Genomic DNA, 25,622 nt, shown 5'->3' with positions numbered 1-25,622 from the left:
TAGCTATTGGCAAGCCAGATCAAGGTTTTTGGTTTGACCCTTGCCCTCAGTGGTTAGACTGACCCACAGACCATGAAATCTTGTATCCTTTGCCAATCTTCCGAGTCCAAATCCGTATTCAATGAAAATGGAACCCCCATTTTAGAATGTAAAAACTGTGGACATGTATATTCCTCTTATGAACAAGAAGAACATTACGAAGGTTATTGGGACGGGGCAGAACAAACTTATGATTTAAAATGGTGGGATGATGCACACCGTGCTGTGTATTCCGATTTTATTTCTACTTACTTAAAATCAGACAAAGGAAACCTTTTGGATGTAGGATGTGGACTGGGTTTTTTTGTGAAAGCGGTGCTAACGAAAAAACCAGGTTGGTCTGCGGTTGGGTATGAGATTTCAAAACAAGCAGTCAAATTTGCCAACGAACAAAATGGAATGAAAACTGTTTATGCCGGTCTTGTGCAGGATTCCAAACTACCCAAAGAAAGTTTTGATATCATCACTTTATGGGATGTGATCGAACACATACCCAAACCACATTCTCTACTTACTTATCTACATGGACTACTCAAACCCGGTGGAATTCTTTTTTTACAAACTCCTAACTTCCCGATCCAACTAGCCAAAGCCAATCTAAAGGTAAAACTAAAAGGAATGAAGGAAGGAGTTCACTACTTAGAAGTCAAAGACCATGTGAACAATTACAAAATGCATACTCTGGCGGAGCTTGGAAAACAATGTGGATTTAAAGATCCAAAATACAAAGTGCTGATGCCCATTCTTTCTGTATCTGGAAGCAAAAGTAAACTCGCCGTTTATTTTAAGTTAGGTTATTATTATCTAACAAAACTCATTTTTGCAATTAGTTTTGGAACCATTAATTGGAATAATACTTTATTTCTTACGCTTCGAAAGCCATAATTCAGCAAAGTCAAGTGCGGTCATCGTACTCGGCGCCTTCCATATCGCGCTTGAGGATTCAAACGGATATTCCTTCACCTCGGAACCATCAGCCCACATGTCAGGAATGTGAATGCTAACAATTCCATGTCGGTTGGCACCGAGAATGTCATCATCCCAATTGTCCCCAAGTAAAATACAATCCTCTGGATTTTCCTTTGCCTGTTCCAAAACATAAGAAAAATATTTTGTATCAGGTTTTTCAAATCCCACTTCTTCTGATGTGATGAGCGTAAAACGGAAGTCATCTGGTAAAAAAGCAGATATTTTTAATAATTGCGTTCGTAAAGTTTCATTGGTGGTTAAAAAAACTGGAAACTGATTGGATAAGGTTACAAGTTTAGGAAATAACTTTGTTTGGTAAGATTCTTTTTTAGATTCATTTTTTAGGAAATTGGTAAAATGGAAATGGTATCTTTCTTCCATCCATAATAAATCAACAATGTCTTTGGTTTGAAATCCGTTCGTCAATTTTGAGTCAGTATCACTAGAATGATTATTTACGGCGGTATTATTTTTCACTTCATCCAACATCAATTTAAAACACAAGAGTCGCAACCGATTGGAACTATGACCCATGAGTTGGTTTTTTACCTTTTTTCTAGCAGATTCGTATAAGAGAAAAAAGTCTCCACCTAACTCTCGCTCCTTCCAATCTTTAGCACATTCTGTGATGGCAAATTCATATGCCGGTTTCGATGGTAAAAGGGTATTGTCCAAATCCAAAAACAAAGCCATATCAGAAAAGAAAACCGGGGGAAGTCATTCTGTCAACGGTTTGGTTGGAATAATTACTTGTATCGAATCTTTGTTCCACTAAAATAGCGGCATGATTTCTCTCTCCTCAATTCTGGCATTTTTGTTTATGATCCTTGGGTTAGTTTTATCCATTTATGGAGTTTGGACTTGGCCCGATCCTATGTATGAAAAATCTCTAGGTTGGAATCTAAATCTAATTTGGGGAGGAGTTGTTTTTTTGGTGGGGATTTTGTTTGGGATTGGGAACCGGATTTCTGCCCGATTCCCCAAAGAACCAAACCTTTAAACAGCGACTCTTTCTAAAACAAGAGAGAGAAAAGGAATGAAGGCATCGAGTAATTCTGGAAGTTCATATTCCAAAATATCGCCCGCATAAACAATATCATTTTTTTCCATCGCAGAAGCAATGTTAGAGAGGGTTTCATTCAGTTGTCCAATCACATCGGAGAGTTTTTTCTCTTCCACCGAAAGGGATTGCCAATCAAGTTCAGAATGACGAGTTTGAACGGCTACAAGAGCCGACATAAGGCCTGTTAGTCTTCCCACCGCATCATTTAAAATCTCAGAAGCCAAATGATCTTTTCCTGATTGGAAGTTTTCATTTACCAACATAAAATCTTTGATGATTTTTGCTTTATCATCCACAAAACGCGTAATGATTTCAATGAGTTCACTTTCCTCCATACGCATCACAGCAAGTCTAGTGCTAAGATCCATTAAGAAAAGTTTTACATCACGAAGGTCTTCCAAAAAGGTTTCGATGGTTTTTGTGGAATCCAAAACTTCGGATCCATTTTGTAAGGATTCCAAAATCTCTTCTACGTTTTTTCCTTTCCCCATTGGTTGGATGAGGTTTAGGTTTAAATTCAGAATTTTAGTGGTGGTGCGAATCATGGAAATGATCCATGGGATTCCTTCTTTTAAATCTTCAGTTTCTTTTTCCGTTAAAGAATCACGACCAACAAGTGTGGAACCTACTTTATCTACGTAATTATCCACTTCCCAGAGGCTATCTTCCACAACATCCAATTCTTCACCTACAAATAGATCCAAACGTTCTGTTTCTTCAACGCCAACTGTATTTAAATCCGAACGGTTGAACTCTTTGCCATTCACAGTGAAATGACGAAGATACTTTCCATTGGATTCAATCCATTTTTGAATTTCATCAAGCACTTGGCCGAGGTTAGTTTCGCCATCTAATTTAGTATCTAGTTGTTGTTCGTTGATATAAATATTCATCATTCCCCACCATTACCTCTAAACATATTATTCTGCAAATAGTTCCCAACTGATTTGTTTTTCCCCACACCTTGTTCCATGTAGAGAAACCTTTGTTTCAGTTTGGCCTCAAAACTAATGAGATGAGACTCATGTTCTTTGATTTTTTTATTATTTCCTGCGACACTTTCTTCCAGAAGTTTCACTTTGCTTGTGACAATTCCAGAAGCATATTGGTTATATGGTTTTAGGATTTCGAGTAGTCGAATTCCTACCCCTTCTTCCATCTTCGCATCGTTATTTGGGTCAGAAGCAAATAAATCACGAACACCATCTGGATTTTCCGAAAGAACAGCAATGAGTCGCTCCTGGTCAATTTGCAAAAGACCATCTTGGATTTTTTCCCAGTTGGAGCCCACAGCACCGGTAGAAATTCCAATATCAGTGAGCACTCTAAATCCGTTTTCTTTTGTTGCCGGATAATACGAGTTTGCTGTTGTTTTCAAAGAGGCAATGAGTCTTAAAATTGCGTTTTCACCGGCAAGGATTCCGGATTTAGATTTATTGTCCCAGAAATCGCGTGAGATATCCGCAGACTTAGAATCATCACTTTCTTTTTTATCAGAAATTTTTCCGTTCTTTTCAACGGATGTAACTTCCTTCGAAAACTTCATAAGTTCATTATAAGCATCCACCCATTCTTTGATGAGAAGAGATCCTTTGGCATGATCCACATGGATTTTTAAAGTGACAGGTTTTTCAGTCACCTTATGCACATTAAAGGAAATTCCTTCTAAAACATCGGCAATGGAATCGTTTGTCTCACGAGTGATTTCCACACCGTCAATTTTGATTTTGAGATCTTTGCCTTCTTGTAATACTTTCAGTGGTTCTGCAGTTCCTGGAGCAGGTGGAGTCACAAGAGTGACTGATTTAATAAGAACAGGAGTTGTCGCAGCATTTGACAGGATAATTGTTGTTAGGTTTTTATCAGAAGCATAATCTCCGGCAGGGAAAATGTATTTGGATTCTGTTTTGGTAATAGGAAGGAATTTGTTTCGCACACTGCCTTCCTTTTCAAAACCAATTCCAAGCTCCATCACCGCTGGAGCTTCTCCTAAAATTTCAACTTCAACAAAGGCTCTCTCTTTGATTTCTGTGACGGCAATTGGAACCGCAAAAGCAGTGTCTGGTTTGATCGAAATTCCTTCTTCTGTTTGAACCAACTTCTCAGTTTCTGTCTCCGATTTTTTAAACTTAGTCGGTTCCCAGACTTTGGATTTGAGAGTATCCAGGGATAATAATTGTTTTGTGTCTTCTGAGGTAGCTTGATTCTCACCCACAAGACCTGCCAGTTTCAAAATCCCATTTGGATCAGAAAACTGGAGTTCGTTTTTCTTTCCTGTTTTTACGGAAGTGACTGTAAGGATGGAAGAATCTTTGTCAATTTTGATGATAGAAGTTTCGGCAAGACCACCAGCCATGTTTTTGATAGCGTTTGTAAGTTCAGAAAGTCCCCCACCAGGGAAAGTGACGGTTTCTTTGGACTTTCCAGAATAAATCGTAAAACTACCTTCTGGGATCCGAATGTCTGTATCGACCGCAACACCAGATAACTGATGTTTGCTTGCCATTTCTGTAATTTCTAAAGCCCGGTTTCCGGACTTGGCTGCACGAGAAGCCTCACCAGTAATTACCCCTTCTTCCGAAGAAGAGACCGATTTGGTAGCGAAGGGAGCCGTAAAGGAAACAAGGGCACGGCTTTTCGTTTGGAGGTTTGTGGTTAAGTTTTTGACCTCACCCCAAATTTGGACCTGAGCCTTGGAATATTCATTTTCCGTTTCCCACCGTTTGATGGGTCGGCGTTCCAGTTCGACCAGTTTTTTAACGATATCGTTTGTATTTTGACCGGTCATCAAACCCGGCATGGTATATGCTGGCATATCGTCTCAAATTCCTCTGAATCTAATGTCGTCGAATTCTACAAAAGGATTAGGAATTTACAGAATTTTTTCCTTCCCAAATCCTAGAATTATGACCGCTAGCCCTACAGAAAAAATAGAACTGGGGAACCAAAATATCTTCTTCGACCGTGAACTTTCCTGGGTCGACTTCAACCATCGTGTTCTGGAGGAGTCCTTTGACAAAGAGAACCCTCTTCTCGAACGCCTTAAATTTCTTTGTATCACAGAATCCAATTTAGACGAGTTTTTTATGGTCCGCGTGGCCGGACTTTTGAACCTAAAAAATGCAGGAATCGAAGAACGAAGCCTCAATGGAAAACGAACTTCCGAAACCATTGCCGAACTTTATTCCAAAGTGGGACAGTTTGTCAAAAGGCAATACGAATCCTTAGACGAGATCCTAATTGAACTAAAAGAAAACAAAATTGTTGTGGTGCAAGATCCAAGCGAACTTGCTGGGGATGACATCCAGTTTGTAAAAAACTATTACAAAAGGGAAGTGTCTTCTATCTTAACTCCACTTGCCATCGATCCATCACACCCTTTTCCTCACATTCTCAACCGAACTTTAAATCTTGGAATCACCCTATATTCGGATGATGATAAAAACAAAGCAAAAGAACTTTTTGCCATCGTTCAGGTGCCAAGCGTTCTCCCTCGTTTTTTACAATTACCTCCTAATAAAGAAACGGATGTTAGAAGATACTTCCCATTAGAAGAAATCATCAAACTTCATTTAGGTGACCTTTTTTACGGAATGAATGTAAAACAAATCCATACATTCAAAATTGTTCGTGATGCTGATATCTCCATCAACGAAGAACAAAATATTGGTGACCTTCTCACCACCATGAAAAACGAACTAAAAAATAGGATGTGGGGAGATGCCGTTCGATTGGATGTTCATTCCGGTGCCGGCCATATCAAAGAACTATTACGAGGGCTTTTAGAACTAGAAGAATACCAAGTAATGGAAATACCCACCTTACTTAGTTTAAACGATATGATGTTTTTCCAAGGTTTGGAAAAAACAAGCCACTTAAAGTATTCTTATCCTGTTCCGAAGTCTGGATTTGCTGCTAAAAAAAGTGAATCTATCTTTTCTGAAATTCGAAAAAATGATCACCTCCTCCACCACCCTTACGAAAGTTTTAAATCCATCGAGGATATGTTAAAGATTGCAAGCCAAGACCCAAAGGTTCTTGCGATCAAGATGACTTTGTACAGAACCTCTGGAGACTCACCCATCATCCAATACTTAGGGGAAGCTGCCGAAAACGGAAAACAGGTAACGGTTCTCGTTGAACTCAAAGCCAGGTTTGATGAAGAAAGAAATATCCGTTGGGCAAAAAAACTAGAAGATAGTGGTGTTCACGTTGTTTATGGTGTGGTTGGACTTAAAATTCATTGTAAGATGTTACTCATTGTACGTAGAGAAGATGATAAATTAAATCGTTACGTTCACTTGGGAACAGGAAACTACAACTCTACCACAGCTAGATTTTATACTGATTTAAGTTTATTCACTGCAAACCCGGAGATTACAGAAGATGTAGCGATTCTTTTTAATACCATCACTAGTTCTGGAAAGATGCCAAGACTTTCCAAAATTTATGCAGCTCCTACTTTTCTAAAAGAAGAGTTTCTCCACCTCATCCAAAGAGAAACAGACAATGCAAAGAACGGAAAACAAGCACGTGTGATTTTTAAAATGAATTCCCTTGTGGATCCCGATGTGATTCTAAAACTCTATGAGGCTTCACAAGCGGGCGTTAAAATCGACTTAATCATCCGAGGAATTTGTTGTCTTCGACCTGGAATTCCAGGGGTTTCTGATCGCATCAGCGTTCGTTCCATTGTGGGTAGGTATTTAGAACATTCTAGGATTTATAGTTTTGAAAATGGCGGGAAACCAGAAGTGTATTTAGCTTCTGCTGATTGTATGCCAAGAAATTTTCTTCGCCGAATCGAAGTTATGTTCCCAATCTTACAGGATAAACATAAAAAAAGAATCGCTAAAATTTTAGAACTTCTCCTTCGGGACAACACCCAAGCAAGAGCTCTCGAATCTGATGGATCTTACACACGATTGACACCAGGAGATGATGACCCAGCTGTAAACTCTCAGATCGATATGGCGGATATTTAAAGGAAAATTAATGGATTTTACAAAAACAAAAAACGAATTAAGCCAACTGATTGGCGAAAAAAAAGTCATACTAAAAAACGACGGGACTATGGATGAATCTTTGTTCAATTCGTATGGAACCGATCGAACAAAAGTTTATCCTCCCAATTATCAAGTCCTTGTATTTCCAGAATCTACCGAAGACGTAGCTGCCACCATCGCTTATGCTTATCAAAATGAAATTGCGGTAGTACCTTCCGGGGGACGAACCGGTTATGCCGGTGGTGCCGTTGCCAAAAATGGCGAAATTGTGATTTCCTTATCCAAAATGAATCAAGTGGTAGACTTTGATCCTTTCCTTGGCACCTTACACGTACAAGCTGGTATGATCACAAAAAATCTACACAAAGAAGCGGAAGAACGTGGATTTTATTTTCCCGTAGATTTTGCGGCCACTGGGTCCAGTCATATCGGCGGAAACATTGCAACAAATGCCGGTGGTGTTCGGGTGGTTCACTATGGACTGATTCGGGACTGGGTGCTTGGTCTTACTGTAGTCAATGGGAAGGGTGAAGTTTACCGATTTAATGGTGAAATCCTAAAAAACAATACAGGATATGACCTCAAACACTTGTTTATTGGTTCAGAAGGAACTCTAGGAATCATTACTGAGGCCGTTGTCAAACTCACAAAACCACCAAAAGACATTCGTGTGATTTTCCTTGCCGTACCCGAATATAAAAACATCTTAGAAATTTTCAGAGAAACACATAACTTTGATTTACCTCTACTTGCTTTTGAATTTTTGACAGACTATTGTTTGAACAAAGTGAAAGAACATTTAGGAGTTCCCGATCCTTTCCAAGCACCTAGCAAATATTATGTGCTAATGGAATTTGAAGTAACAGGCGAAAAAGACGAAGAAAAACTCTATTCCATTTTAGAATCCATCACCGAAAAAGAACTGATCACCGATGGTTCGATTGCACAGAACTCACGACAAAACGAAACCTTCTGGAAATACCGAGAAGGAATTTCCGAATCCTTATCTCTTGCTTATACAGTTCATAAAAATGATATCTCACTCCCTCTCCGCAATATGGAAGCTTTTTTGGATGAGATGAGTTCCCTATTAAACCAGAAATACCAAGGGTTTCATATCGCCCTTTTTGGACATATCGGAGACGGAAACCTGCATTTAAATATCGTAAAACCCAAAGATCTAACGGACGCAGACTTCTTTTCTCAATGCAAACAAGTAGATCCAGAAATGTTCACCCTCATCCAAAAGTTCAAAGGGTCCATTTCTGCAGAACATGGGATTGGACTTCTCAAGAAAGATTACTTAAATTTCTCCCGGTCTCAGTCGGAAATTGACACGATGCGAGCCATCAAATTGGCATTTGACCCCAAAGGGATCCTAAACCCGGGCAAAGTGCTCTAAATCCAAACAAGGGCAGGTCTCTCAGAACAATCTGGTCGATCTGCCTAATTTATAGGCATACTCCAAAAAAAATGCTAGATTTTAATCAGGAGCCGTCTATACTGTAATTATGTTCAGGAAAGTGATAAAAATATTTGGGATTTCCCTTCTCACACTCTCTCTGGGCAGTGCTTTTCTTTCAGAAGAAAACGTTCTCGTTCGTACTCGTGGTGCCAAGTCCAGTCGATTGGGCAGCAAAAGCCAAGTCACGGGCTCACTTTCAAGTGCGATTAACAGATCTTCTTCTGAGGAATCCTCTGGTACAAAAGATTTAGAAGATGTGCTTACATCAAATGTAAAGGGTCAGTCTGTTTTTTTGGTCTCACCCCTAACACATAACAAAAATCTTCATACTTCCTTTATTTCAGGGCTTTTAGCCTCTCGTTACCTGAGTTTACCTCCACCCGTTTAACTCCTCTCTATCTCTTTAAACCTGTGTCCCGTGAGGGACACAGGATGTTTTTATATATCCATAACATTTTTTACGATTTGTTTCTCATTTGCCAAAGACTCTTAGCGACTGCTCCGGGGATTTCCTGACTCTGGGCAGTCTTTTTTTTAGATCCTATTTCGTCCTATATACCATATCATATTCAATTTGATCAATGTTTGAGTTACCTTTAAACTGTTAGAAGTATTTTAGAATTGAGTACATAGATCCAAATGAATGAGTGGACATTATGACGGCAAATTGGTCGGCAAAACTGATAGCATTTTTCCTAACGATAACCATTGGTTTCCCGTTGGACGGTATGTCAGACGCGGTTTCAGAATCTTTAGAAGCCAATATCCACCAGATCAAGAAATCGATTTCAGCCTCACTAGAAACTCCAGAAGATACATCCATTGATGATCCAAGAATCTCAGCTATTGATGATTCTGCGACCATCAGTCGTTCCAGAGCGGACTTTTTAGATTTTTTTAATGAAAGCAAATCTGATTTGTTATCAGCATTTATGTTGGTTTCGTTCGTTGATTTGATTTCTGATGGAATTTTTGTATCTAATTTACTCTCTTCTCTTCTCTTAAATATTCCTCCCCCAGTGTTTTTCGTTTAGTATATTTCAGCATTCGCTGAATCCAGAAGTATACCTATAACTTCTAGATAGTGGTATACCTATGTTTTCTTTTTTTTCTTAAATTTTGTATGTTTGGTAATTTATGAGTTTTTACAATAGAATTGGTATCTACCTCTTTCTTGTATTCTCTACCTCCTATTTATGGGGAGAAGATAGAGTCGCACAAGCAAGTGAAGCCCTGAAAAGGCAACTTTCAGATGAAAATCCAAGAACTTCTTTGGGTTCGAGTCTCTATCCCGATGACCAAAGGTTAACTCGAGAGATTGATTTAGAGTCTGCCGAAAGTTTGCTCTGGAAAAATAACCTTCTACTCATTGCTTCCCGTTTCCAAGTGGATGTAAAGAAAGCCGGAATTTTACAAGCAGGTCTCTATGCGAACCCAAATGTTTTTATTGACCAAAGTATCTTTGCTGAACCCACACAAAGATATTTTGATACAACAAGATCAGGGCAATCGGTCATCCAAGTTCAACAAGTGTTCCTACTCGGAGGAAAAATTGACAAACGCGTAAAAGTTGCTGAGTTAAACGCAAAGATTTCAGAACAAGAGTTTTATGATCTTGCTAGAGCAGTCATTACCAAACTAAGAAGAACTTTTTACACAATATATTTCTATAAGAAGGCGGTAGTATTTTACGATCAAAGTATTGCTTCCATTGAAAAAACAGTCGAGTCTTCGGAACTTGCATACAAAAGACGAGCCCTCCTCCAAGCCGAACATTTACGATTAAAAGCCCTTTTGTTTTTCTTAAAAAAGGAAAGAGAAGATTTAGCCATCAAGGTCTATGAAAAAGAAGCGGATCTCAAAGTTCTCTTAAATGATGATCTATATCGTAATGCCCAAGTTGAGTTCAATCCTAAAGTCAATGAAACGCAATTAGATTTACTCGTGCCAAACCAATTGCGACTAGAAGACCTAGTCGAAATCGCACGAGAAAATCGACCTGATCTAAAGAAATCCCTACAAACCTTACGATATGAAGAAGCTAACTTAGACCTTCAACATGCGAATGCTATACCTGATTTATCGTTTGGGCCAATGTACAATCGTGGTGGAACTGCTTTCCAAAATTATTGGGGAATCACAGCGCAGCTAAACGTTCCCCTTTTTGATAGAAATCAAGGGAATATTCAAGCAGCTGAAAAAGCCATACTTGTAAGGAAACAAGAGTTAAAGAACAACATTCTCGAAGTAGAAAACGAAGTAGCAGTAGCTTACCAAGCTGCAAGAATCAAGGATGCACTATATAAGCGGTTCATGAACGCCTATATAAAAGATTATGGAAGTTTATCTTTGGATATGATTATGAGTTATGAAAAGAAATACATAACGATCTTAGAATTTGCCGACTTCTTCGAAACTTACCGTTCGAGTATAGTGGAGATGTTAAAACTCCAAACAGATCGAATGGAAGCTATTGAAAATGTAAACTATGCCGTGGGAAAAGGAATCTTTATCCCTAAATCTGAAAACCAAACTAATCCGAAATCCGAGGAATAAAATGTTAATCACTTTAAAATCTTTAAACCAAAAAGCAAAAATCCTCCTGCTTTCAGGAGTATTTCTTGTAGTTGCTGCAGTCCTATTTATGATTTTTTCAAAACCAGCAAAACAAGTTCATAAACATCCAGAAAAAGCGGAAGTTTTTGATGGTGGCCTTCGAATCGTCTTCAAACCGAACAGCCCAGGACTTGAGATTGTTAAATCAACTGCTATTGGCGGCGGTGGAGAATTTGTTAGTTTAGAGGCACCAGCAAGACTAATTGCTTCGACTTCACCTTCTGTAAGTAATGGTGCACGAATCATTCTCTTCGAATCTGCTGAGTTAAATGATCTTTATGTAGGATATGTTCATGCAAAAAACAAACTGCATCGATCAAATAAAAACCTAAGCCGGATCAAAGATATGTTTGTTCACCGAGTTGCAACTGAAAAAGACCTAGTCGAATCAGAAACAGATTCAGGAAACGATGCAGCAGAACTCGCAGAATTTGAAGGTAAACTCCGAGCACAAGGATTAAACCCAAGTGAATTAAGTACAGCAGGAAGTTTAAAAGCATGGATCATCACAGATGTTCCTGAATCTCAAATTTCTACCTTACGCAAAGGGAAAAAAGTGAAAGTAGTTTTTGCCTCTTTTCCTGATGAAGAGTTTATCGGAACAGCAGAAGCTATCGGAGATAACGTAGACCCACTCACCAGAACTGCAAAAATGAGAATTATTGTGGTGAACGACAAATATCGATTAAAACCAGGTATGTTTGGAGTTGTAAAATTCCCAGAGCAAACAGGTGGAGACAGCGTGGTTCTTCCTTACACTGCCATTGTAACCGTTGAAGGGAAAAATTACGTTTTTGTTGAAGAGGAGCCACTCACTTTCAAAAGAAGAGAAGTGGTCTTAGGTATCTCTACAAAAGAAAGAGTCAATATCATTCAAGGACTGAATCCTGGAGAGAAAATAGCCATCCAAGGCTCTATTCTCTTAAAAGGCCTAAGTTTTGGTTTTTAATATGAAAAAACTTATCCTTTTACTAATTATATTATTTTTAGTAGGGTCCTCATTGTCTGCCCAATCCTCACCTTATCCAAAGGACATGGAAGGAAAAGAACTCCAACCAGAATGGACCCCAACTAAGTCCGATCAGTCGGCATTTGGTGAAGATGAAAAACTGAAAGCAGATAGTTTAGATGCCAAAAGACTCCCTAAATCTACAAATTTCTGGGTTTACGGTGCTTCCATCGGTTCTCCTGGAAGTATTAACTTTAATCTCGGTTACTATTTTAAAGACGTCGTATTACGAGGTTCAGGTGGTGCTTGGGGACCACATTGGTATGGTGGTCAAGTAGACCTAGGTTATACTTTTTGGAAAACACCTGTGATTGCTCATAGTATTTCCATCGTTGGCGGATATTTTGAAGTGAATCCATTTGCACCAGAAGTTGGGCGTGGTGGACAATCTTCTTATCCAACTGGAGTTAACATTCCTGGATACAACCGAAGGGACCCTTCCGAAACAGATTTACTCATCAGATCCTACGTAAACTCCATTGATAGTAATGTTGGAGCTTATTTAGAATATGAAAGTCGAGAAAGACAACGGGTACATTTATCCCAACGATACATCGGTCTTACTTACGACTTCCTACTTGGAAATTTCTTTTTACAAGTAGGTGGTGGGGTTGGACAAGGCGACTATAGAAACCCACAATTATTACTACAGATGGGTTACCTCTTCAATACGAGGGAATATCATGATTAAAGATTTTATTGAAATAGCTCTTAAGAACCGTATTTCAACACTGATTGCAGCCGCGGTTGCAATTCTTTTCGGAACATGGGCATGGATTGATATCCGCAAAGAAGCATATTCAGATATTGCAGATACGCAGGTTCGACTCATTGCAAAATTTCCAGGGAAAGCCGCTGTAGAAGTTGAAGAACGTGTTACCCTTCCCATTGAGCGGGTGTTAAATGCAATTCCCAAAGTTGCGGTACGACGATCAAGAACAATTAACGGACTCGTTGTATTCCAATTCGTTTTTGAAGATGGCACAGATGATTATTTTGCTCGTATGCGACTTATGGAACGAGTTGCCGATGCAGATATCCCAGAAGATGTACAACCGGCACTTGGGCCGATGAGTTCACCTGTTGGTGAAATTTATCGTTATGTCGTTGAATCTTCAGAAAACCATACGCCAATGGAACTTCGAACTATACAAGACTGGATTGTAATGCCAAAGATGTTACAAATTCCAGGGATAGCTGATGTTGTAACATTCGGTGGTCTTCCTAAGCAATACCATGTAGTTACATCGCCTGATAAGTTAATTCGATATAAATTAACCATTGGCGATGTCATTAAAGCAATTCAAGAAAACAACCTAAACACAGGTGGTAACTTACTTTTACAAGGGGAACAAGGATTCCCAATCCGTTCTCTTGGAGCCATTAGAGATCCGAAACACATTGAAAACATCGTTGTGAAAACCGTAAACGGGGTTCCTGTCTTTATTAGAGATTTAGGTTCTGTCGAAATTTCACACCCCATCCCCAGCGGTGTTTTGGGATATACCATTCAAAACGAAGAAGAAGGTCTGATTGATGTTGACTCATCGGTTCAAGGTTTGGTGGCAATGCGTCGTTGGGGAGATCCTAACGAGATGGGAGAAAGAATTAGTGCTAAGGTAAAAGAGATCAACGAAAACTATTTACCAAAAGGTGTTCAACTCAGAAATACTTACGACCGAACAGACTTAGTAAACTATACCCTGCGAACCATTGGTAAAACATTAGTAGAAGGTGTTGTTGTAGTTAGCTTAGTATTGATTTTCTTTATTGGAAGTGTACGTGCATCTCTTGTGGTTGTTGCTACGATTCCATTTGCCATGTTGTTTGCATTTTTACTGATGAATATGACTGGAATTCCAGCAAGTTTACTTTCGTTAGGTGCAATTGACTTTGGTATTATTGTGGATGGTGCTGTGATCATGGTAGAAAATATCATGCGACGGTATCGGGATGCAACACCAGAGGAAAAATCCCATGGAATTTTAGCATTTACTAGAGATGCGGCTTCTGAGGTCGGAACAGAAATTCTATTCTCCATTCTGATCATTATTTTAGCTTATCTACCGATTTTCTCTTTCGAAAGAATTGAAGGCCGTTTATTCAAACCAATGGCTTTTACGATTTCATTCGCTATTTTAGGTGCGTTGATTTTTGCGATGGCTGTCATTCCAGTCCTCATGTCAATTATCTACAAAACATACTTTGAATCAAAAAATCCTGGGCCGATAGAATGGCATAACCCAGTCTATGATTGGATCGAAGCTCGATACAAACGAATCATTGAGTTCATTGTTAACCGCTCTAAAAAAGCAGTAAAATACACTTTCAGTGTCGTCACTGTTTTCCTTGCTATAGGGATGTTCTCTCTTGGAACAGAATTTCTCCCTGAGATGGACGAAGGTGGATTCAACATTCGTATCTTCTTTCCTGTTGGGATCTCACTTCCCGAAGCAAGAAAGTTTATGCCTAAAATTAGGCAAACCATTTATAAAAATGAACAAGTCAGCGTAGTATTGTCTCAGTTGGGACGTAATGATGATGGTACTGACCCGCTACCACCTAACCGACTCGAAGTTTTAATTGGTTTGAAAGACTATAATAAATGGAAAGAGAACATCACCAAACAAGAGCTACTATTTCGAATGAGAAACGATTTAGAGGCAACACTTCCTGGGGCTAGAGTTAGTTTTTCTCAGCCGATTATGGATAACCTTTCCGAAGCAATTATGGGAACCATTGCGGATTTAGCAGTTTTCGTTTCAGGTAACGATCTAAAGATCATGCGTGGAATCGGTAACGAAGTCCTGGAAGAAATCAAAGAAATGAAAGGTGCGAGCGAATTCGGTATTGAACAAGAGGCCGAAAGTCCGCAGTTAACCATTAGTATCAATCGAGAAGCTGCTGCACGTTTCGGAATCAATGTGATTGATATCCAACAAATGATTGAAGCTGCCATCGGTATGCAACGAATCAGTACTCTATACGAAGGTCCTTCAGACAATCCTCCCAAAACCCCTGCAAGATTTGGAATTGTTGTTAGATTTTCAAAAGATTACCGTGCTTCCAAACAAGCTATCGAAAACATGCCAATCATTTCTCCAAAAGGGGAAAGGATACCATTGTCCCAGTTAGCTGAGATTGAAGTTGTGGATGGACCAACGATGATCTTTCGACAAGAAGGACGCCGAGTTGTTACCGTTCGAACGAATATTCGTGGTCGTGACCAAGGTGGATTTGTTTCTGAACTCCAAAAACGTGTTAAGAAAAAAATCAAACTCCCAGATGGATATGAAATCCGATTCGGAGGACAGTATGAGAACTTAGCACGGGTTGGTAAAAAATTAGCAATCGTAATACCAATCACCATTCTAATTATCTTTGGTGTTTTGTATATGTTGTATAGAAACCTCAAATACGTATACGTTGCTTTAGCATGTATACCATTATCATTACTCGGAGGTATATATGCATTGTTATTTAGAGGTTACTACTTCAACGTTTCTGGAGGTGTAGGTTTTATCTCACTTTTTGGAATTGCAACTATGGCCGGAGTACTCTTTGTTTCAAGAACCAACCATTTGTTAATCGAAGAACCTGATATCACAACAAAAGCAGCAGTCAAAAAGGCAGCGGTCATTCAATTACGTCCAATGCTTATGACCATGTTGCTTGCACTCCTTGGACTCATCCCTGCAACTCTTGGAACAGGAGTTGGGTCTGACGTTCAAAGACCACTCGCTACAGTCATCGTAGGTGGATTATTTTCTGCAATGTGCTTGGTTCTAACAATCCTTCCTTCCCTTTATTTAGTAGTTGTGGGTGAAAGAAAACCAGACGCAGCAGAAAGAGAAGAGATGAGTCATAAAAAGCATATCCCATTTCTCGACTTTGTTAGTGAACTAAGCGAAGAACCTTTGGAAGAAGAAGATGACGAAGACGGATCTCCGAAGAAAAAGAAAAAACCAATTAAGAAAAAGAGGAAAACCTAAAAGTCCTCCATAAACAAAGAACTTTCTCTCAATTCTCCTATTTTAAACTCCAAACCAGTATAGTGGTTTGGAGTTCTTTCTTAAAAACTTAATACCGAACAGAAAAAGCACCAACAACTAAACGCTCAACCCTCGTATGTTTATTGTTGTCAGTTTCAAATACAGGATCCATAGATTCTCTTTGAATGACTTCAAAACGAACAAGTCCCGGATGCCATTCTAAAAAATCAAAGGTAACCGTATAACCATTGGTAAGAAATCCATTACGTGTATAAGTGGTCGCCATCACTTGTTTGGGATCATAAAATCTTTCGACTCGAAAACTCAATCGATACAAATCTTCATAACGAAAACTTGCCCAAAAAGTTCCATGATACCACTGGTTGTAAACATTCGATTCTCTATTGGTATAAATTCCAAGAGTAGGATTGATTTCTTTCCACCAAGGTTCATATTGAAATGATTCTTTAGCTTTTTGTGCTCCCACATCACCAGAAGCCGCAAAAGACAACCAATCCAAAGCCTTCCATTCAAGAATTGTATTATTATAGAATCTGGTTTGTTTTCGTTCAAAGTCAGGGGCTTCATTTCCGGCAAATTGATTGGCTATGATTGTAAAATTGGGAGCAATCGAAAATTTAAACTGAGTTCCAAGAGATTTATCTTTATTTTGGTCCGTAATGTTTTGCCAACCATTCATAACATGGAATTGAAACTGGAACTTATCAGTAAACTTTGTAGTGAGTCGAACTCCCGATGCATAATAAGGAACAAAGTCTAGAGCCAGCGCTCTTGTATAATTCCAATTTTCAGAAGAAATCCAAGATTCATGCCCAATATGACCAAAATAAATTCCAGCATCGAGCCAAGTGTCTTTTGCAATCTTCACACCCACATAAGCTTCTTGGATATGTTTGACTGAATTTTGATTAGAACTTACATCTTTGTTTGCTTCTGGAGCATAATTCGTGTTTACCGATGTTCCGAACTGCAAGGCGATGCGTCCTCTCACTTTCTCTTCTTGCCATTTGGCATCCACAAATCCTAAATTAATATTAAACTCATCATTACGAACAGCTTGTGTGGTAAACTGTCTTTCTTTCGAAATGGGATGGTTTCTATTATGCGAGTAATAAGTATCAACAAAAGCTCCAAACTTTAAACTAGCAGGGAGCGGATTTGGATTCGATGTTACTACTGATGTTGTAGATACGGATTCTCCTGTTTTGGGTTGCACTTGTTCTTCAGCGGATAATACCGAAAAACAAAACAGCAAAGAAGAAATAAAAATTGGAAGTTTTAAACTAACGATTTGTTTCATGGAGTTCCGCCCCGAAAGAGCGGAGATTTTAATTTATTTTTTCAGAAGTTCTTTGATTTCTTTTGGGAATCCAAGAAGTTCATCTGGAATCACAATTAATTTTTTTCTATATTTCGCTTTGTATTCTTTTTTAAATTTAGTATGACAAGACTTACAGGTCTCATCTGGTTTTCCAACAGCGAGTTTGGCATCAATGATTTCTTTCCATTCTGCTTTTTGATCATCCGGTGCCATGTCAGGAACTTTTTCTAAGATTTTATTAAGATAATCAGGGTTATCCTTTTTATCATATAACTTAGTCGCCGGTTTTGTAAAATCCTCCATAAAATCATGAAGATTCATTTCCGTATTTGGTTTGGCTTTTTTCTCTGCGTTCAGTACAACTCCGAGTGCAGAAAAAAACAGTAATAAACTCAATACCATTCTCAATTTCATAATTACCTTCCGCTAGAAATCTTAAGGACTAGGCAAATGAGAATCAAGCCTGTTTTTACGAAGGATCGTCTCTCCAAGACCAAATTTTTTTACAGATTCCAGGTTCACTCGACCAGTATATTCATCTTCGTAGTTGCCGATAGATTGAATTAAGTCTGGATCCATACCCGCAAGTATCCTTGTTTCAGGAAGATAAAGATAACCCTTCGCCCGTCTAGGTGTGAACGGAAATTTAATTAAAGAAAGATAATGTTCCCATTGGTTTTTATTTTCTGGGATAGAATGTTCAAAGGCACGGAGCCCTCTTTTCACATGTTTGATTTCATCTTCAAAAATTGTTAACATGATCTCTGATGTTGTATGATCACCGTAGTAAGAAAAAACTTGGGCATAAATTTGTGCGTAATCTAAATTTGCTCCTTCAAAGGAAACAGACATGACTGCAGCAAAAGATTCCAAACTTCCAAATTGCCCTAATTGTTTCCAAAAAATATAATTTAATGGAAGATCACCAAAATCAACACCGAACTCTCTCATACGATGTAAATATAACTTTAAATGTGTTTGTTCCTCTTCTATAGTTTTTAAAAAACCGTTACGAACCGATTTAGGTGCCGAAGGAAAGGCGAGTAGAGCCCAAGCAAATAACTCAATTGCCATAAGCTCATGATTTGCAAAATGATGAAGGCTGAGGCCCCGATTGGATACCAAATTCAGATGTTCTAAACGAGGAATTTTTACCTTCTTATCAGAAAACTGAAGTTTGGGAGAACGACCAGGTCTTTCCATTCGTATGGGTGTAAAATCTGTTTCTTCCTCCCAAGGTCTACTTGGAGGAAGGAGTTTATCTTCTAAAGTAGGAGCAAGTAACAAATGTTTTGCGTATTCGGAGACTTTCATTCTGATTTGGTTTTGAAAAGAGATTTACAAGAATAAATTAAAAACTACGATATAAATCCAAATTCGATGGACAGTTCAAAAACTAAAAGTAAGAATTTTTATGATTCTGTTTATGCGGTCGTAAAAAAAATCCCCAAAGGCAAAGTTACCACTTATGGACATATCGCCCTACTTCTTGGGAATCCTAGAGCGGCAAGGGCTGTAGGTTATGCATTGAATGCACTGGGAAAAGATGCGGAACAAAAGGTTCCTTGGCAAAGGGTGATCAATGCCCAAGGAAGAATTTCCTTTCGAGGTGAAGTTTTCCGAGCTTCCTTACAGAAAAAAATTCTAGAATCAGAAGGTGTTTCCTTTGATTTAAACGATGATACGATCAATTTTGACAAGTACGGATGGTTCCCTTAGTATGACCAAAAATTTTCCCATTACTCTAACGGTTGCAGGCTCCGATTCCGGTGGTGGCGCAGGTGTCCAAGCCGATCTCAAAACTTTTTCTTCACTCGCAACTTTTGGAACGACAACCTTTACTTGTTTGACAGCTCAAAATCCCGATGGTGTGACTGGGATCTCTGAAATTTCTCCAGACTTTGTCTCGGCACAACTAAAAGCTGTGGCAGGATACTTTCCCATCAAAGCCGCAAAAACAGGAATGTTATACTCAGCAAAAATCATCGAGGCAGTAGCCGAATTTTTTTATGAAAATCCAGACATTCAACTGGTAGTGGATCCAGTGATGGTTGCTACAAGTGGTGCCAAGTTACTACAAGATGATGCCATCGAATCATTAATCAAAGATCTTTTGCCACTAGCAAAACTAATCACACCTAACCTTGATGAGGCCTCTCTCCTACTTGGTGAAAAAATTAACCAATACGACCAACTAGTTCCTATGGCGGAGAAGTTATACCAAAAGTACAAAGTTCCTATTCTTTTAAAAGGGGGGCACTTACCAAATGCAACAGAAGCTACGGATGTTTTATTTGATGGTAAGTCATCCTATCTATTTTCAAAACCTTTTTTAAAAGGTAAAAACACTCATGGAACAGGTTGTACTTATTCTGCTGCCATCACTGCATTTCTGGCACATGGAAAAAATCTTCCGGAAGCTGTTGGTTCTGCAAAAGAATACCTACATTTAGCACTAGAAGACGAAATCCAAACAGGACCGATCTCCCATTTGAATCATTTTCCAGAACCAACAAATTAAATCAGAACTTAGTATTCGATATTCAGTTCTTTGATTTTTTTATCTAAGGTGTTGCGGTTGATTCCCAAATACTTTGCGACCCGTGTTTTCGTATAACGGAACTTTTTCATTGCATACTGGATGAGTCTTGATTCCACTTCGCTCACCACAATTTCCATGGCACGACCATCAAGGCCATCAAGTTGGCCTGGTGTCAATCGACCCGAACCTAAATCTAAAGGTTCTGCTCCTGATACAGTTTCCACATGATTCAACTGGGTTACTTCATTCGAATGTTCCGGTAAATCTTCCAAACTAGAAAGAATATCTGAAAAATCATCTTCACTTAAAATTTCATCCTGAGCAAGAACCACGGCTCGTTCGATGACATTCTCTAATTCACGAACGTTCCCTGGCCATCGGTATTTTAAAAGGAGTTTGGAAGCTTCGCGAGAAATTCCTTTTACCACTTTATTATTATCTTTTGTATATTTTTCTAGGAAATGATTCATTAACAAAGGAATATCTTCCACACGATCACGTAACGCAGGTGTGTTGATCTTAACCACATTCAGCCTGTAAAAAAGATCAGCTCGAAATTTCTTTTCTGCAACTAGTTGCTCTAATTCTGCATTGGTTGCCGCAATGATCCTAACATCTACTTTTTTTGCTTTTGTAGAACCAATTGCTTCAATCTCTCTCTCTTGCAAAACACGTAGTAGTTTTGATTGTAAGTTTAAATCCATTTCACCGATCTCATCTAGAAAAATGGTTCCTGTATCTGCTAGTTCAAACTTTCCTTTTTTATCGGTCACCGCACCAGTAAAAGATCCTTTTTTGTGACCAAATAGTTCACTCTCTAATAAATTTTCAGGAATCGCAGCACAGTTGATTTTTATGAAAGGATTTTCGGATCGTGAACTATTATAATGAATGGCATTGGCAATCATCTCTTTTCCTGTTCCCGATTCTCCTGTAATCAAAACGGAAGCTCTAGAATCAGCAACTAACTGAATCTTTTCAAACATCTTTTCCATACTAGCTGCTTTGCCAATCAGGGATCCAAATTTATACTTATTCTTTAACTCTCTTTTTAATTGGATATTTTCTCGAGAGATTTCTTTTTTAGCCTCTTCCACCAAGTTCTGAATTTTAATCGATTGAGAGATGATGGATGCAACCACCTGCAAAAAGTCTAAAAATGATTTTAAATCAGTATGTTTGTTTTGAACAATAAAAGCATTCACAACACCGAGCATAGTTTGTTCACTCAAGATTGGAGCACACAATAAACTGACGTTATGTGGATCATGTTTAAAATGAGACAAGTATCCTACACGATTAAGAAAATCTGGATGGCTTGCAACGGATTCAATGATGATCGGCTCTCCCGATTCAAATACTTTCCCCGTAATTCCTTCTCCTGGTTGGTATGTTCCTTTATCAATTTCCTCTGGAGATAGACCGGACGCGGCCACAATTCGAAGAAGAGCCTCTTCCTTATTAAATAAAACAATACTCCCCTTTTCTAATCGAAGAGATTTTTCCATAGTGACCATAATCGAATCAAAAACTTCATTCTGATCCAAAGTGGAACTAACCACTTTGGAAATTTCAATGAGAGTTGCTTGAATTTTCGTTCTTTGTTCTAGACTTCGAATGGTTTGTAAGTTTTTAAAAATTTGACCAGCTTGGTGAGCAAGTACACTTACAATTTCCAACATATCTGCAGTAAAAGCATTTAACCTGTTCGAATCGAGTGAGATGACTCCAATGATATCATCCTCAACAATCATCGGGGCAACTAACTCTGATTTGATTTCTTCTTTTACTTGAATGTAGTCCGGATCTTTAGAAACATCATTCACCAACTTTGCTTTGCCCGTTGAAGCCGCGACCCCAGTAATCCCCTGCCCAATTCTTAGTTTGGTTTCGCGTAAAAGTTGTTGGTTCATCCCCCGAGAAGTAACAGCATCGAGGAATCCGTTTTTTTCATCGATGAGCATGAGCGAGCCGGACTCAACCCCACAGATTTGGATGCAGCGATCCAAAATCAGTTCCAGAAGCCCGTCCGGATCCTGGGTAGAGTTCATGGCAGTTGCGACTTCGTGAATGGATTGGATGGGATTGAATTTTTTGACGCTCATATTTCTTGCTCTTTAGTATTACGCTCTGCCTCGAAAGAATACAGAAGGCGGTTGCCGGTGACAAAAACAGTATGCCTATTATCTGAACAAATAAACCATTTTTTAATCATATTTACCGACATCCTTTCGATTTCTGCAGAAAAAACAACTTTTGCTTATAGATTAAGCATGAATCGTACCAGGTTTCTTTTATTTTAAGGAAATTCTTGTAGCTTATGAAAAAAGAAATCGAATAACCTGGCTTAGAATGGACCGCGAGCCCACCGATGACCGAATCTGTTTGCTCTGCACAGAACCACAGCTCCCCAACGGGATCACGAAAAATGGGCGCTTTTTCTGCCAAACCTGTAACCGGGAATGGATTTTAGAAAAACGGAAAACTCCCCGAATCGGGAAAAACATCCTCACCTCCCAAGAGAAAACAGAATTCCTCCTAGACAACCTTTCCCTGTTCAATTCAAGCATCGACTTGGAAGATTTGATGCAAAGATTTACCGAACTCATCTCTGTTCGTTTGAAACGAGATAAGGTTGCTGTTTTCATCACCAATCTAGAGTTAGGTGAAATTAAATTAGCCTATTATTCTACCAAACAAAAGAACTTACAAAGAGCCATTAAACGAATCACCTTGGATTATGATTTGAGTTACGGAATTTTGATTGAGTCTTTGGCAAAGAGAGAACCCTGTTTTTATAAATTCTCCGAACAATCGCATCCATTCTATGAGTTTTATTCCAAACTCACAGGAACAAAGTCACAACTAGTCATTCCCATCCTTTATGCAAATACAGCCGTAGGTATGGTGTCGATTGATTATGAAGAAGAAGATGAAACCTATTTTATTGAAGACCAGGAAATTTTGCAAATTGTAGTGGGCCAATTTGCCGTTTCACTTCGAAATTCTCTTTTATTTTCCAAATCAGAAAACCAATCTAAAAATTTTCAAAGTTTACATACGGCCGCTCTCACATTGAGTCAACTTTACTTAGGCAACCATGATGAAATGATTCGGATGATTCTTTTAACGCTATCAGGGATTGTGGAATCGTCGATCACTTGTTTAATCGAAAATCAAATTGGTTCATCAAAGACAAAAGTTTTTAAACTTTATAGAGATTTGGAAAATCATTATATCCAAACCAAAACAGAGATTATTGATATAAATAAGATTCTTTCATTATTAGAAATAAAAGAAAACAGAACCATTGATCCAATCACTAATCCTAACTTTGAGACGATTGGAATCGAAGGGAAAGAATCCATACTCTTTCCCCTGACCTTGGAAAATGGAACTCACCTTCTATTCATTTTAACAAAACAAAATAGTAGATTTCCTCATGATGAAATTGAAGCACTGAATGCCTTTGTTTCCTTAGCTAGAATTACGATGGAAAATTCCAACTTATTCCAAAACCTTTCGAACAAAGAAAGATTGGAAAAAGAAATTGAAATTGCAAAGGAAATTCAAAGTACCCTCTTACCAAGAAAAGCTCCCGAAGCCGAAGGATTTTCTTTTGGTGGTTTTATGGTTCCTGCTCGTGGGATTGGAGGGGATTATTACGACTTCATTCTTTCACCTAACAGAAACGAGCTGTTTATTTGTATTGGTGATGTCAGCGGGAAAGGAGTTGCCGCAGGCCTTGTGATGGCAACAGTACGAACCATTCTCCATTCTTTAGTTCGAGTTAAGGACTCTCCTTGGGAAATCTTAAACGATATCAATAATTATCTATATTCTAATTATAAAGAAGCCATCACTCCCCGGTTTATGAGTATGATTTTACTTCGTTGGAACTTAATTACAGGTGAAGTACAATTTTCGGGTGCTGGTCATGGAAATTTTTACCACCACCATGCAGATTCGAATTCTCTGACTGTCATCGAAACGGAAGGGGTGATTTTAGGCATCCAAGCAGATATTTCAAGTTTTCGGAATGAATCTAAATTACGATTTGAATCAGGAGACACCATACTACTCTATACGGATGGAGTGACGGAAGCTCGGAACACCGAGGGACTTCAGTTCGGGGAGTCAAAACTCAAATCGAGTTTTCTTTCCTGGATCAGTCTAGAGCCAAAAAACATTCTCGAGAAGATCTATTCTGAATTAAAAGAATTTGTCAAAGAACTGGAACAACACGATGATATCACTATGGTGGCAGTCAGGAAGATATGATCCCGGAAATTCCAGCTCCGATTGCAAAAATTTTCGAGATGGCTCTTGCCAGAATGGGAACAAAACTCCCAAAACTCTGGGCAGAAAACAAAACTCAGTTTCTTATCTCTTACTCTGGGGGTAAAGACTCCTCTATTTTGGTTTTGTTTTGGAAGTATTTGATGGACAGGTACCAAATCCAAACTCCCAAATTATTTTATTTATCTCATGGCATTCGTTCCATTGAACAGGAAGAGAAGGAATTGTTTCAGTTTCTGGAATCTATGAACTTTCCTTTCCTTTTTGTAAAAAAAAAATCCCAAATCTATCTCTCAAATTAAAAAAGGGATTAGAAGAGACGGGAAGACTCGTTCGGTATCACGAACTCAAAAAAATTACCGATAAAAATCCCTCCATCATCCTAACAGGACATCACTGTAAAGACTATACAGAATCAATTTTTTTACACCTAACAAGGGGTGGTGGGAAAAAAGCATTTTATACACTTCCTCCATTTGATGGAGAACGTTTTTTACCTTTGGTGTTTTTTGAAGATAAAGAATTAGATGAACTATATGAGTTTGTATCCAATCACTTAAAAATTTTTGAAGATGAATCCAACAAAGATTCCGTATACAAAAGGAATCGACTTCGAATGGAATTACTTCCTATCTTAAAAAAAGAAAACTGGAATTTTCATAAAACATATTGGAACTTTCATGATAGATCCCAACTCAATTTACAATTTGATTTAAAAAGAGAAAACATCCAAAAGCCGACACCACATTTGTTTCGAATCCCACACGAAACTTGGATCAGTTTAAATTTATCTGCAAAAAAAGAACTGATCGATTTCCATTTAAAACTATTAGGGCATTACCCCTTATACAAATCAGGATTTGATAATTTTCATCTCCAATCGGAAGGGGAAAGAGCATTTTTAGAAAACAAAAACTGCTTTTTATACAAATCAAAGTTTGGTGACTTATTCATCATTGATAAAAAATCTCCAGCCTTTAAAAAAGCGATCTCCTACAGAGAAGGAAACAATTTATGTATTGAATGGAATCAAAATAAGTTTAAACTCTCTGACCCTGAGGAAAAATACAATCTAGGATCTTGGCATCATGGCCAAAAAATTCAAATTCGCTCAGGAAATAAGGAAATTTCAGAATGTATGCGAGAAAATGGAATTCCTTTCTTCCTCAGGACTTATATTCCTATCCTATCCTTTGAAGGAGAACCCATTCAAATTTTGTTTTCTCTGTTTTCAAAAAGTGAAAAGAATTATCCTAAACGAATCTATCTGGAAAGATGAA

The 25,622-nt window shown here is 38.4% G+C and carries 22 protein-coding genes; 15 read left to right on the top strand and 7 right to left on the bottom strand.

Annotation, left to right across the window (positions count from 1 at the left end; all coding sequences use genetic code 11):
- The first annotated feature begins 72 nt into the window (after window positions 1–72).
- The gene (locus CH361_RS05505; RefSeq protein WP_100789819.1) at window positions 73–924 is read left to right on the top strand and encodes a class I SAM-dependent methyltransferase; all 852 of its coding nucleotides are present in this window, start codon (window positions 73–75) and stop codon (window positions 922–924) included.
- Here the strand turns inward: CH361_RS05505 and CH361_RS05500 are convergent.
- Window positions 898–1,701, bottom strand: coding sequence for an HAD family hydrolase (locus CH361_RS05500; protein ID WP_100789818.1), 804 nt, complete (start codon window positions 1,699–1,701; stop codon window positions 898–900). The genes CH361_RS05505 and CH361_RS05500 overlap by 27 nt on opposite strands.
- Before the next feature lie 91 nt (window positions 1,702–1,792).
- Between CH361_RS05500 and CH361_RS05495 the strand changes: the two genes are divergently transcribed.
- Window positions 1,793–2,008, top strand: coding sequence for a hypothetical protein (locus CH361_RS05495; RefSeq protein WP_100789817.1), 216 nt, complete (start codon window positions 1,793–1,795; stop codon window positions 2,006–2,008).
- Here the strand turns inward: CH361_RS05495 and CH361_RS05490 are convergent.
- Both CH361_RS05490 and fliD read right to left on the bottom strand, forming a co-directional pair.
- Window positions 2,005–2,967, bottom strand: a complete 963-nt coding sequence (locus tag CH361_RS05490) for a hypothetical protein (RefSeq protein WP_100789816.1) — start codon at window positions 2,965–2,967, stop codon at window positions 2,005–2,007. The two genes, CH361_RS05495 and CH361_RS05490, sit on opposite strands and share 4 nt — an antisense overlap.
- Complete coding sequence (fliD, locus tag CH361_RS05485; protein ID WP_100789815.1) at window positions 2,964–4,886, bottom strand: flagellar filament capping protein FliD; 1,923 nt, start codon at window positions 4,884–4,886, stop codon at window positions 2,964–2,966. The genes CH361_RS05490 and fliD overlap by 4 nt, the downstream gene beginning before the upstream one ends.
- Window positions 4,887–4,911: 25 nt before the next feature.
- Between fliD and ppk1 the strand changes: the two genes are divergently transcribed.
- From ppk1 to CH361_RS05445, 8 genes are all read left to right on the top strand, one after another.
- Entirely contained in the window at window positions 4,912–7,056 is a 2,145-nt protein-coding gene (gene ppk1, locus CH361_RS05480; RefSeq protein ID WP_100789814.1) for a polyphosphate kinase 1, read from the top strand.
- A 10-nt stretch (window positions 7,057–7,066) separates the two neighbouring features.
- Entirely contained in the window at window positions 7,067–8,479 is a 1,413-nt protein-coding gene (locus CH361_RS05475; RefSeq protein WP_100789813.1) for an FAD-binding oxidoreductase, read from the top strand.
- Between the two features lie 121 nt (window positions 8,480–8,600).
- The gene (locus tag CH361_RS05470) at window positions 8,601–8,930 is read left to right on the top strand and encodes a hypothetical protein (protein ID WP_100790034.1); all 330 of its coding nucleotides are present in this window, start codon (window positions 8,601–8,603) and stop codon (window positions 8,928–8,930) included.
- Window positions 8,931–9,198: 268 nt separating this feature from the next.
- Complete coding sequence (locus CH361_RS05465; RefSeq protein WP_100789812.1) at window positions 9,199–9,576, top strand: hypothetical protein; 378 nt, start codon at window positions 9,199–9,201, stop codon at window positions 9,574–9,576.
- Window positions 9,577–9,679: 103 nt separating this feature from the next.
- Window positions 9,680–11,098 (top strand): TolC family protein, encoded by a 1,419-nt coding sequence (locus CH361_RS05460; RefSeq protein ID WP_100789811.1) that lies wholly within the window; start codon window positions 9,680–9,682, stop codon window positions 11,096–11,098.
- 1 nt (window position 11,099) lies between these two features.
- Window positions 11,100–12,107: an efflux RND transporter periplasmic adaptor subunit gene (locus CH361_RS05455; RefSeq protein WP_100789810.1), complete on the top strand. Its 1,008-nt coding sequence runs from the start codon at window positions 11,100–11,102 to the stop codon at window positions 12,105–12,107.
- A 1-nt stretch (window position 12,108) separates the two neighbouring features.
- Complete coding sequence (locus tag CH361_RS05450; protein WP_100789809.1) at window positions 12,109–12,858, top strand: hypothetical protein; 750 nt, start codon at window positions 12,109–12,111, stop codon at window positions 12,856–12,858.
- Window positions 12,851–16,159: an efflux RND transporter permease subunit gene (locus CH361_RS05445; RefSeq protein ID WP_100789808.1), complete on the top strand. Its 3,309-nt coding sequence runs from the start codon at window positions 12,851–12,853 to the stop codon at window positions 16,157–16,159. The genes CH361_RS05450 and CH361_RS05445 overlap by 8 nt, the downstream gene beginning before the upstream one ends.
- Before the next feature lie 88 nt (window positions 16,160–16,247).
- On the opposite strand, the gene CH361_RS05440 is transcribed toward CH361_RS05445, so the two are convergent.
- Genes CH361_RS05440 through CH361_RS05430 form a run of 3 tightly spaced genes read right to left on the bottom strand, consistent with a single transcriptional unit; the run spans window position 16,248 to window position 18,815 of the window.
- Window positions 16,248–17,480, bottom strand: a complete 1,233-nt coding sequence (locus CH361_RS05440) for a porin (protein WP_100789807.1) — start codon at window positions 17,478–17,480, stop codon at window positions 16,248–16,250.
- A 33-nt stretch (window positions 17,481–17,513) separates the two neighbouring features.
- A complete protein-coding gene (locus tag CH361_RS05435; RefSeq protein ID WP_100789806.1) occupies window positions 17,514–17,915 on the bottom strand; it encodes a hypothetical protein in 402 nt (133 codons plus the stop codon).
- A 21-nt stretch (window positions 17,916–17,936) separates the two neighbouring features.
- A complete protein-coding gene (locus CH361_RS05430; RefSeq protein ID WP_100789805.1) occupies window positions 17,937–18,815 on the bottom strand; it encodes a DUF455 family protein in 879 nt (292 codons plus the stop codon).
- Between the two features lie 66 nt (window positions 18,816–18,881).
- Between CH361_RS05430 and CH361_RS05425 the strand changes: the two genes are divergently transcribed.
- Together CH361_RS05425 and thiD are read left to right on the top strand one after the other, a co-directional pair.
- The gene (locus tag CH361_RS05425; RefSeq protein ID WP_100789804.1) at window positions 18,882–19,220 is read left to right on the top strand and encodes an MGMT family protein; all 339 of its coding nucleotides are present in this window, start codon (window positions 18,882–18,884) and stop codon (window positions 19,218–19,220) included.
- 1 nt (window position 19,221) lies between these two features.
- Window positions 19,222–20,022 (top strand): bifunctional hydroxymethylpyrimidine kinase/phosphomethylpyrimidine kinase, encoded by an 801-nt coding sequence (gene thiD / locus CH361_RS05420; protein WP_100789803.1) that lies wholly within the window; start codon window positions 19,222–19,224, stop codon window positions 20,020–20,022.
- An 8-nt stretch (window positions 20,023–20,030) separates the two neighbouring features.
- On the opposite strand, the gene CH361_RS05415 is transcribed toward thiD, so the two are convergent.
- The gene (locus CH361_RS05415) at window positions 20,031–22,094 is read right to left on the bottom strand and encodes a sigma-54-dependent Fis family transcriptional regulator (RefSeq protein ID WP_165782229.1); all 2,064 of its coding nucleotides are present in this window, start codon (window positions 22,092–22,094) and stop codon (window positions 20,031–20,033) included.
- A 301-nt stretch (window positions 22,095–22,395) separates the two neighbouring features.
- On the opposite strand from CH361_RS05415, the gene CH361_RS05410 reads away from it, so the two are divergent.
- The 3 genes from CH361_RS05410 to CH361_RS05400 are packed head-to-tail and all read left to right on the top strand — an operon-like array spanning window position 22,396 to window position 25,621.
- On the top strand, window positions 22,396–24,324 hold the full coding sequence (locus CH361_RS05410) for a GAF domain-containing SpoIIE family protein phosphatase (protein ID WP_100789801.1): 1,929 nt from the start codon (window positions 22,396–22,398) through the stop codon (window positions 24,322–24,324).
- The gene (locus CH361_RS05405; RefSeq protein ID WP_100789800.1) at window positions 24,321–24,644 is read left to right on the top strand and encodes a tRNA lysidine(34) synthetase; all 324 of its coding nucleotides are present in this window, start codon (window positions 24,321–24,323) and stop codon (window positions 24,642–24,644) included. Before CH361_RS05410 ends, CH361_RS05405 begins: the two co-directional genes overlap by 4 nt.
- Window positions 24,620–25,621 (top strand): PP-loop family protein, encoded by a 1,002-nt coding sequence (locus CH361_RS05400; protein WP_100789799.1) that lies wholly within the window; start codon window positions 24,620–24,622, stop codon window positions 25,619–25,621. Before CH361_RS05405 ends, CH361_RS05400 begins: the two co-directional genes overlap by 25 nt.
- Window position 25,622: the final 1 nt, after the last annotated feature.

This window comes from Leptospira brenneri, assembly GCF_002812125.1.
GTDB lineage: Bacteria > Spirochaetota > Leptospiria > Leptospirales > Leptospiraceae > Leptospira_A > Leptospira_A brenneri.
The sequence above is the reverse complement of the archived record's forward strand: the minus strand, read 5'-3'. Positions and strand labels throughout refer to the sequence as shown.

What these genes read in the sequence shown, in the direction of transcription:
- CH361_RS05495 (WP_100789817.1), top strand. Translation starts at nt 1,793, where the DNA reads ATGATTTCTCTCTCCTCAATTCTGGCATTTTTGTTTATGATCCTTGGG.
- CH361_RS05445 (WP_100789808.1), top strand. Translation starts at nt 12,851, where the DNA reads ATGATTAAAGATTTTATTGAAATAGCTCTTAAGAACCGTATTTCAACA.
- CH361_RS05430 (WP_100789805.1), bottom strand. Translation starts at nt 18,815, where the DNA reads ATGAAAGTCTCCGAATACGCAAAACATTTGTTACTTGCTCCTACTTTA.
- CH361_RS05500 (WP_100789818.1), bottom strand. Translation starts at nt 1,701, where the DNA reads ATGGCTTTGTTTTTGGATTTGGACAATACCCTTTTACCATCGAAACCG.
- CH361_RS05490 (WP_100789816.1), bottom strand. Translation starts at nt 2,967, where the DNA reads ATGATGAATATTTATATCAACGAACAACAACTAGATACTAAATTAGAT.
- CH361_RS05460 (WP_100789811.1), top strand. Translation starts at nt 9,680, where the DNA reads ATGAGTTTTTACAATAGAATTGGTATCTACCTCTTTCTTGTATTCTCT.
- CH361_RS05440 (WP_100789807.1), bottom strand. Translation starts at nt 17,480, where the DNA reads ATGAAACAAATCGTTAGTTTAAAACTTCCAATTTTTATTTCTTCTTTG.
- CH361_RS05465 (WP_100789812.1), top strand. Translation starts at nt 9,199, where the DNA reads ATGACGGCAAATTGGTCGGCAAAACTGATAGCATTTTTCCTAACGATA.
- CH361_RS05505 (WP_100789819.1), top strand. Translation starts at nt 73, where the DNA reads ATGAAATCTTGTATCCTTTGCCAATCTTCCGAGTCCAAATCCGTATTC.
- CH361_RS05435 (WP_100789806.1), bottom strand. Translation starts at nt 17,915, where the DNA reads ATGAAATTGAGAATGGTATTGAGTTTATTACTGTTTTTTTCTGCACTC.
- CH361_RS05425 (WP_100789804.1), top strand. Translation starts at nt 18,882, where the DNA reads ATGGACAGTTCAAAAACTAAAAGTAAGAATTTTTATGATTCTGTTTAT.
- ppk1 (WP_100789814.1), top strand. Translation starts at nt 4,912, where the DNA reads ATGTCGTCGAATTCTACAAAAGGATTAGGAATTTACAGAATTTTTTCC.
- CH361_RS05410 (WP_100789801.1), top strand. Translation starts at nt 22,396, where the DNA reads ATGGACCGCGAGCCCACCGATGACCGAATCTGTTTGCTCTGCACAGAA.
- CH361_RS05415 (WP_165782229.1), bottom strand. Translation starts at nt 22,094, where the DNA reads ATGAACTCTACCCAGGATCCGGACGGGCTTCTGGAACTGATTTTGGAT.
- fliD (WP_100789815.1), bottom strand. Translation starts at nt 4,886, where the DNA reads ATGCCAGCATATACCATGCCGGGTTTGATGACCGGTCAAAATACAAAC.
- CH361_RS05455 (WP_100789810.1), top strand. Translation starts at nt 11,100, where the DNA reads ATGTTAATCACTTTAAAATCTTTAAACCAAAAAGCAAAAATCCTCCTG.
- thiD (WP_100789803.1), top strand. Translation starts at nt 19,222, where the DNA reads ATGACCAAAAATTTTCCCATTACTCTAACGGTTGCAGGCTCCGATTCC.
- CH361_RS05475 (WP_100789813.1), top strand. Translation starts at nt 7,067, where the DNA reads ATGGATTTTACAAAAACAAAAAACGAATTAAGCCAACTGATTGGCGAA.
- CH361_RS05450 (WP_100789809.1), top strand. Translation starts at nt 12,109, where the DNA reads ATGAAAAAACTTATCCTTTTACTAATTATATTATTTTTAGTAGGGTCC.
- CH361_RS05405 (WP_100789800.1), top strand. Translation starts at nt 24,321, where the DNA reads ATGATCCCGGAAATTCCAGCTCCGATTGCAAAAATTTTCGAGATGGCT.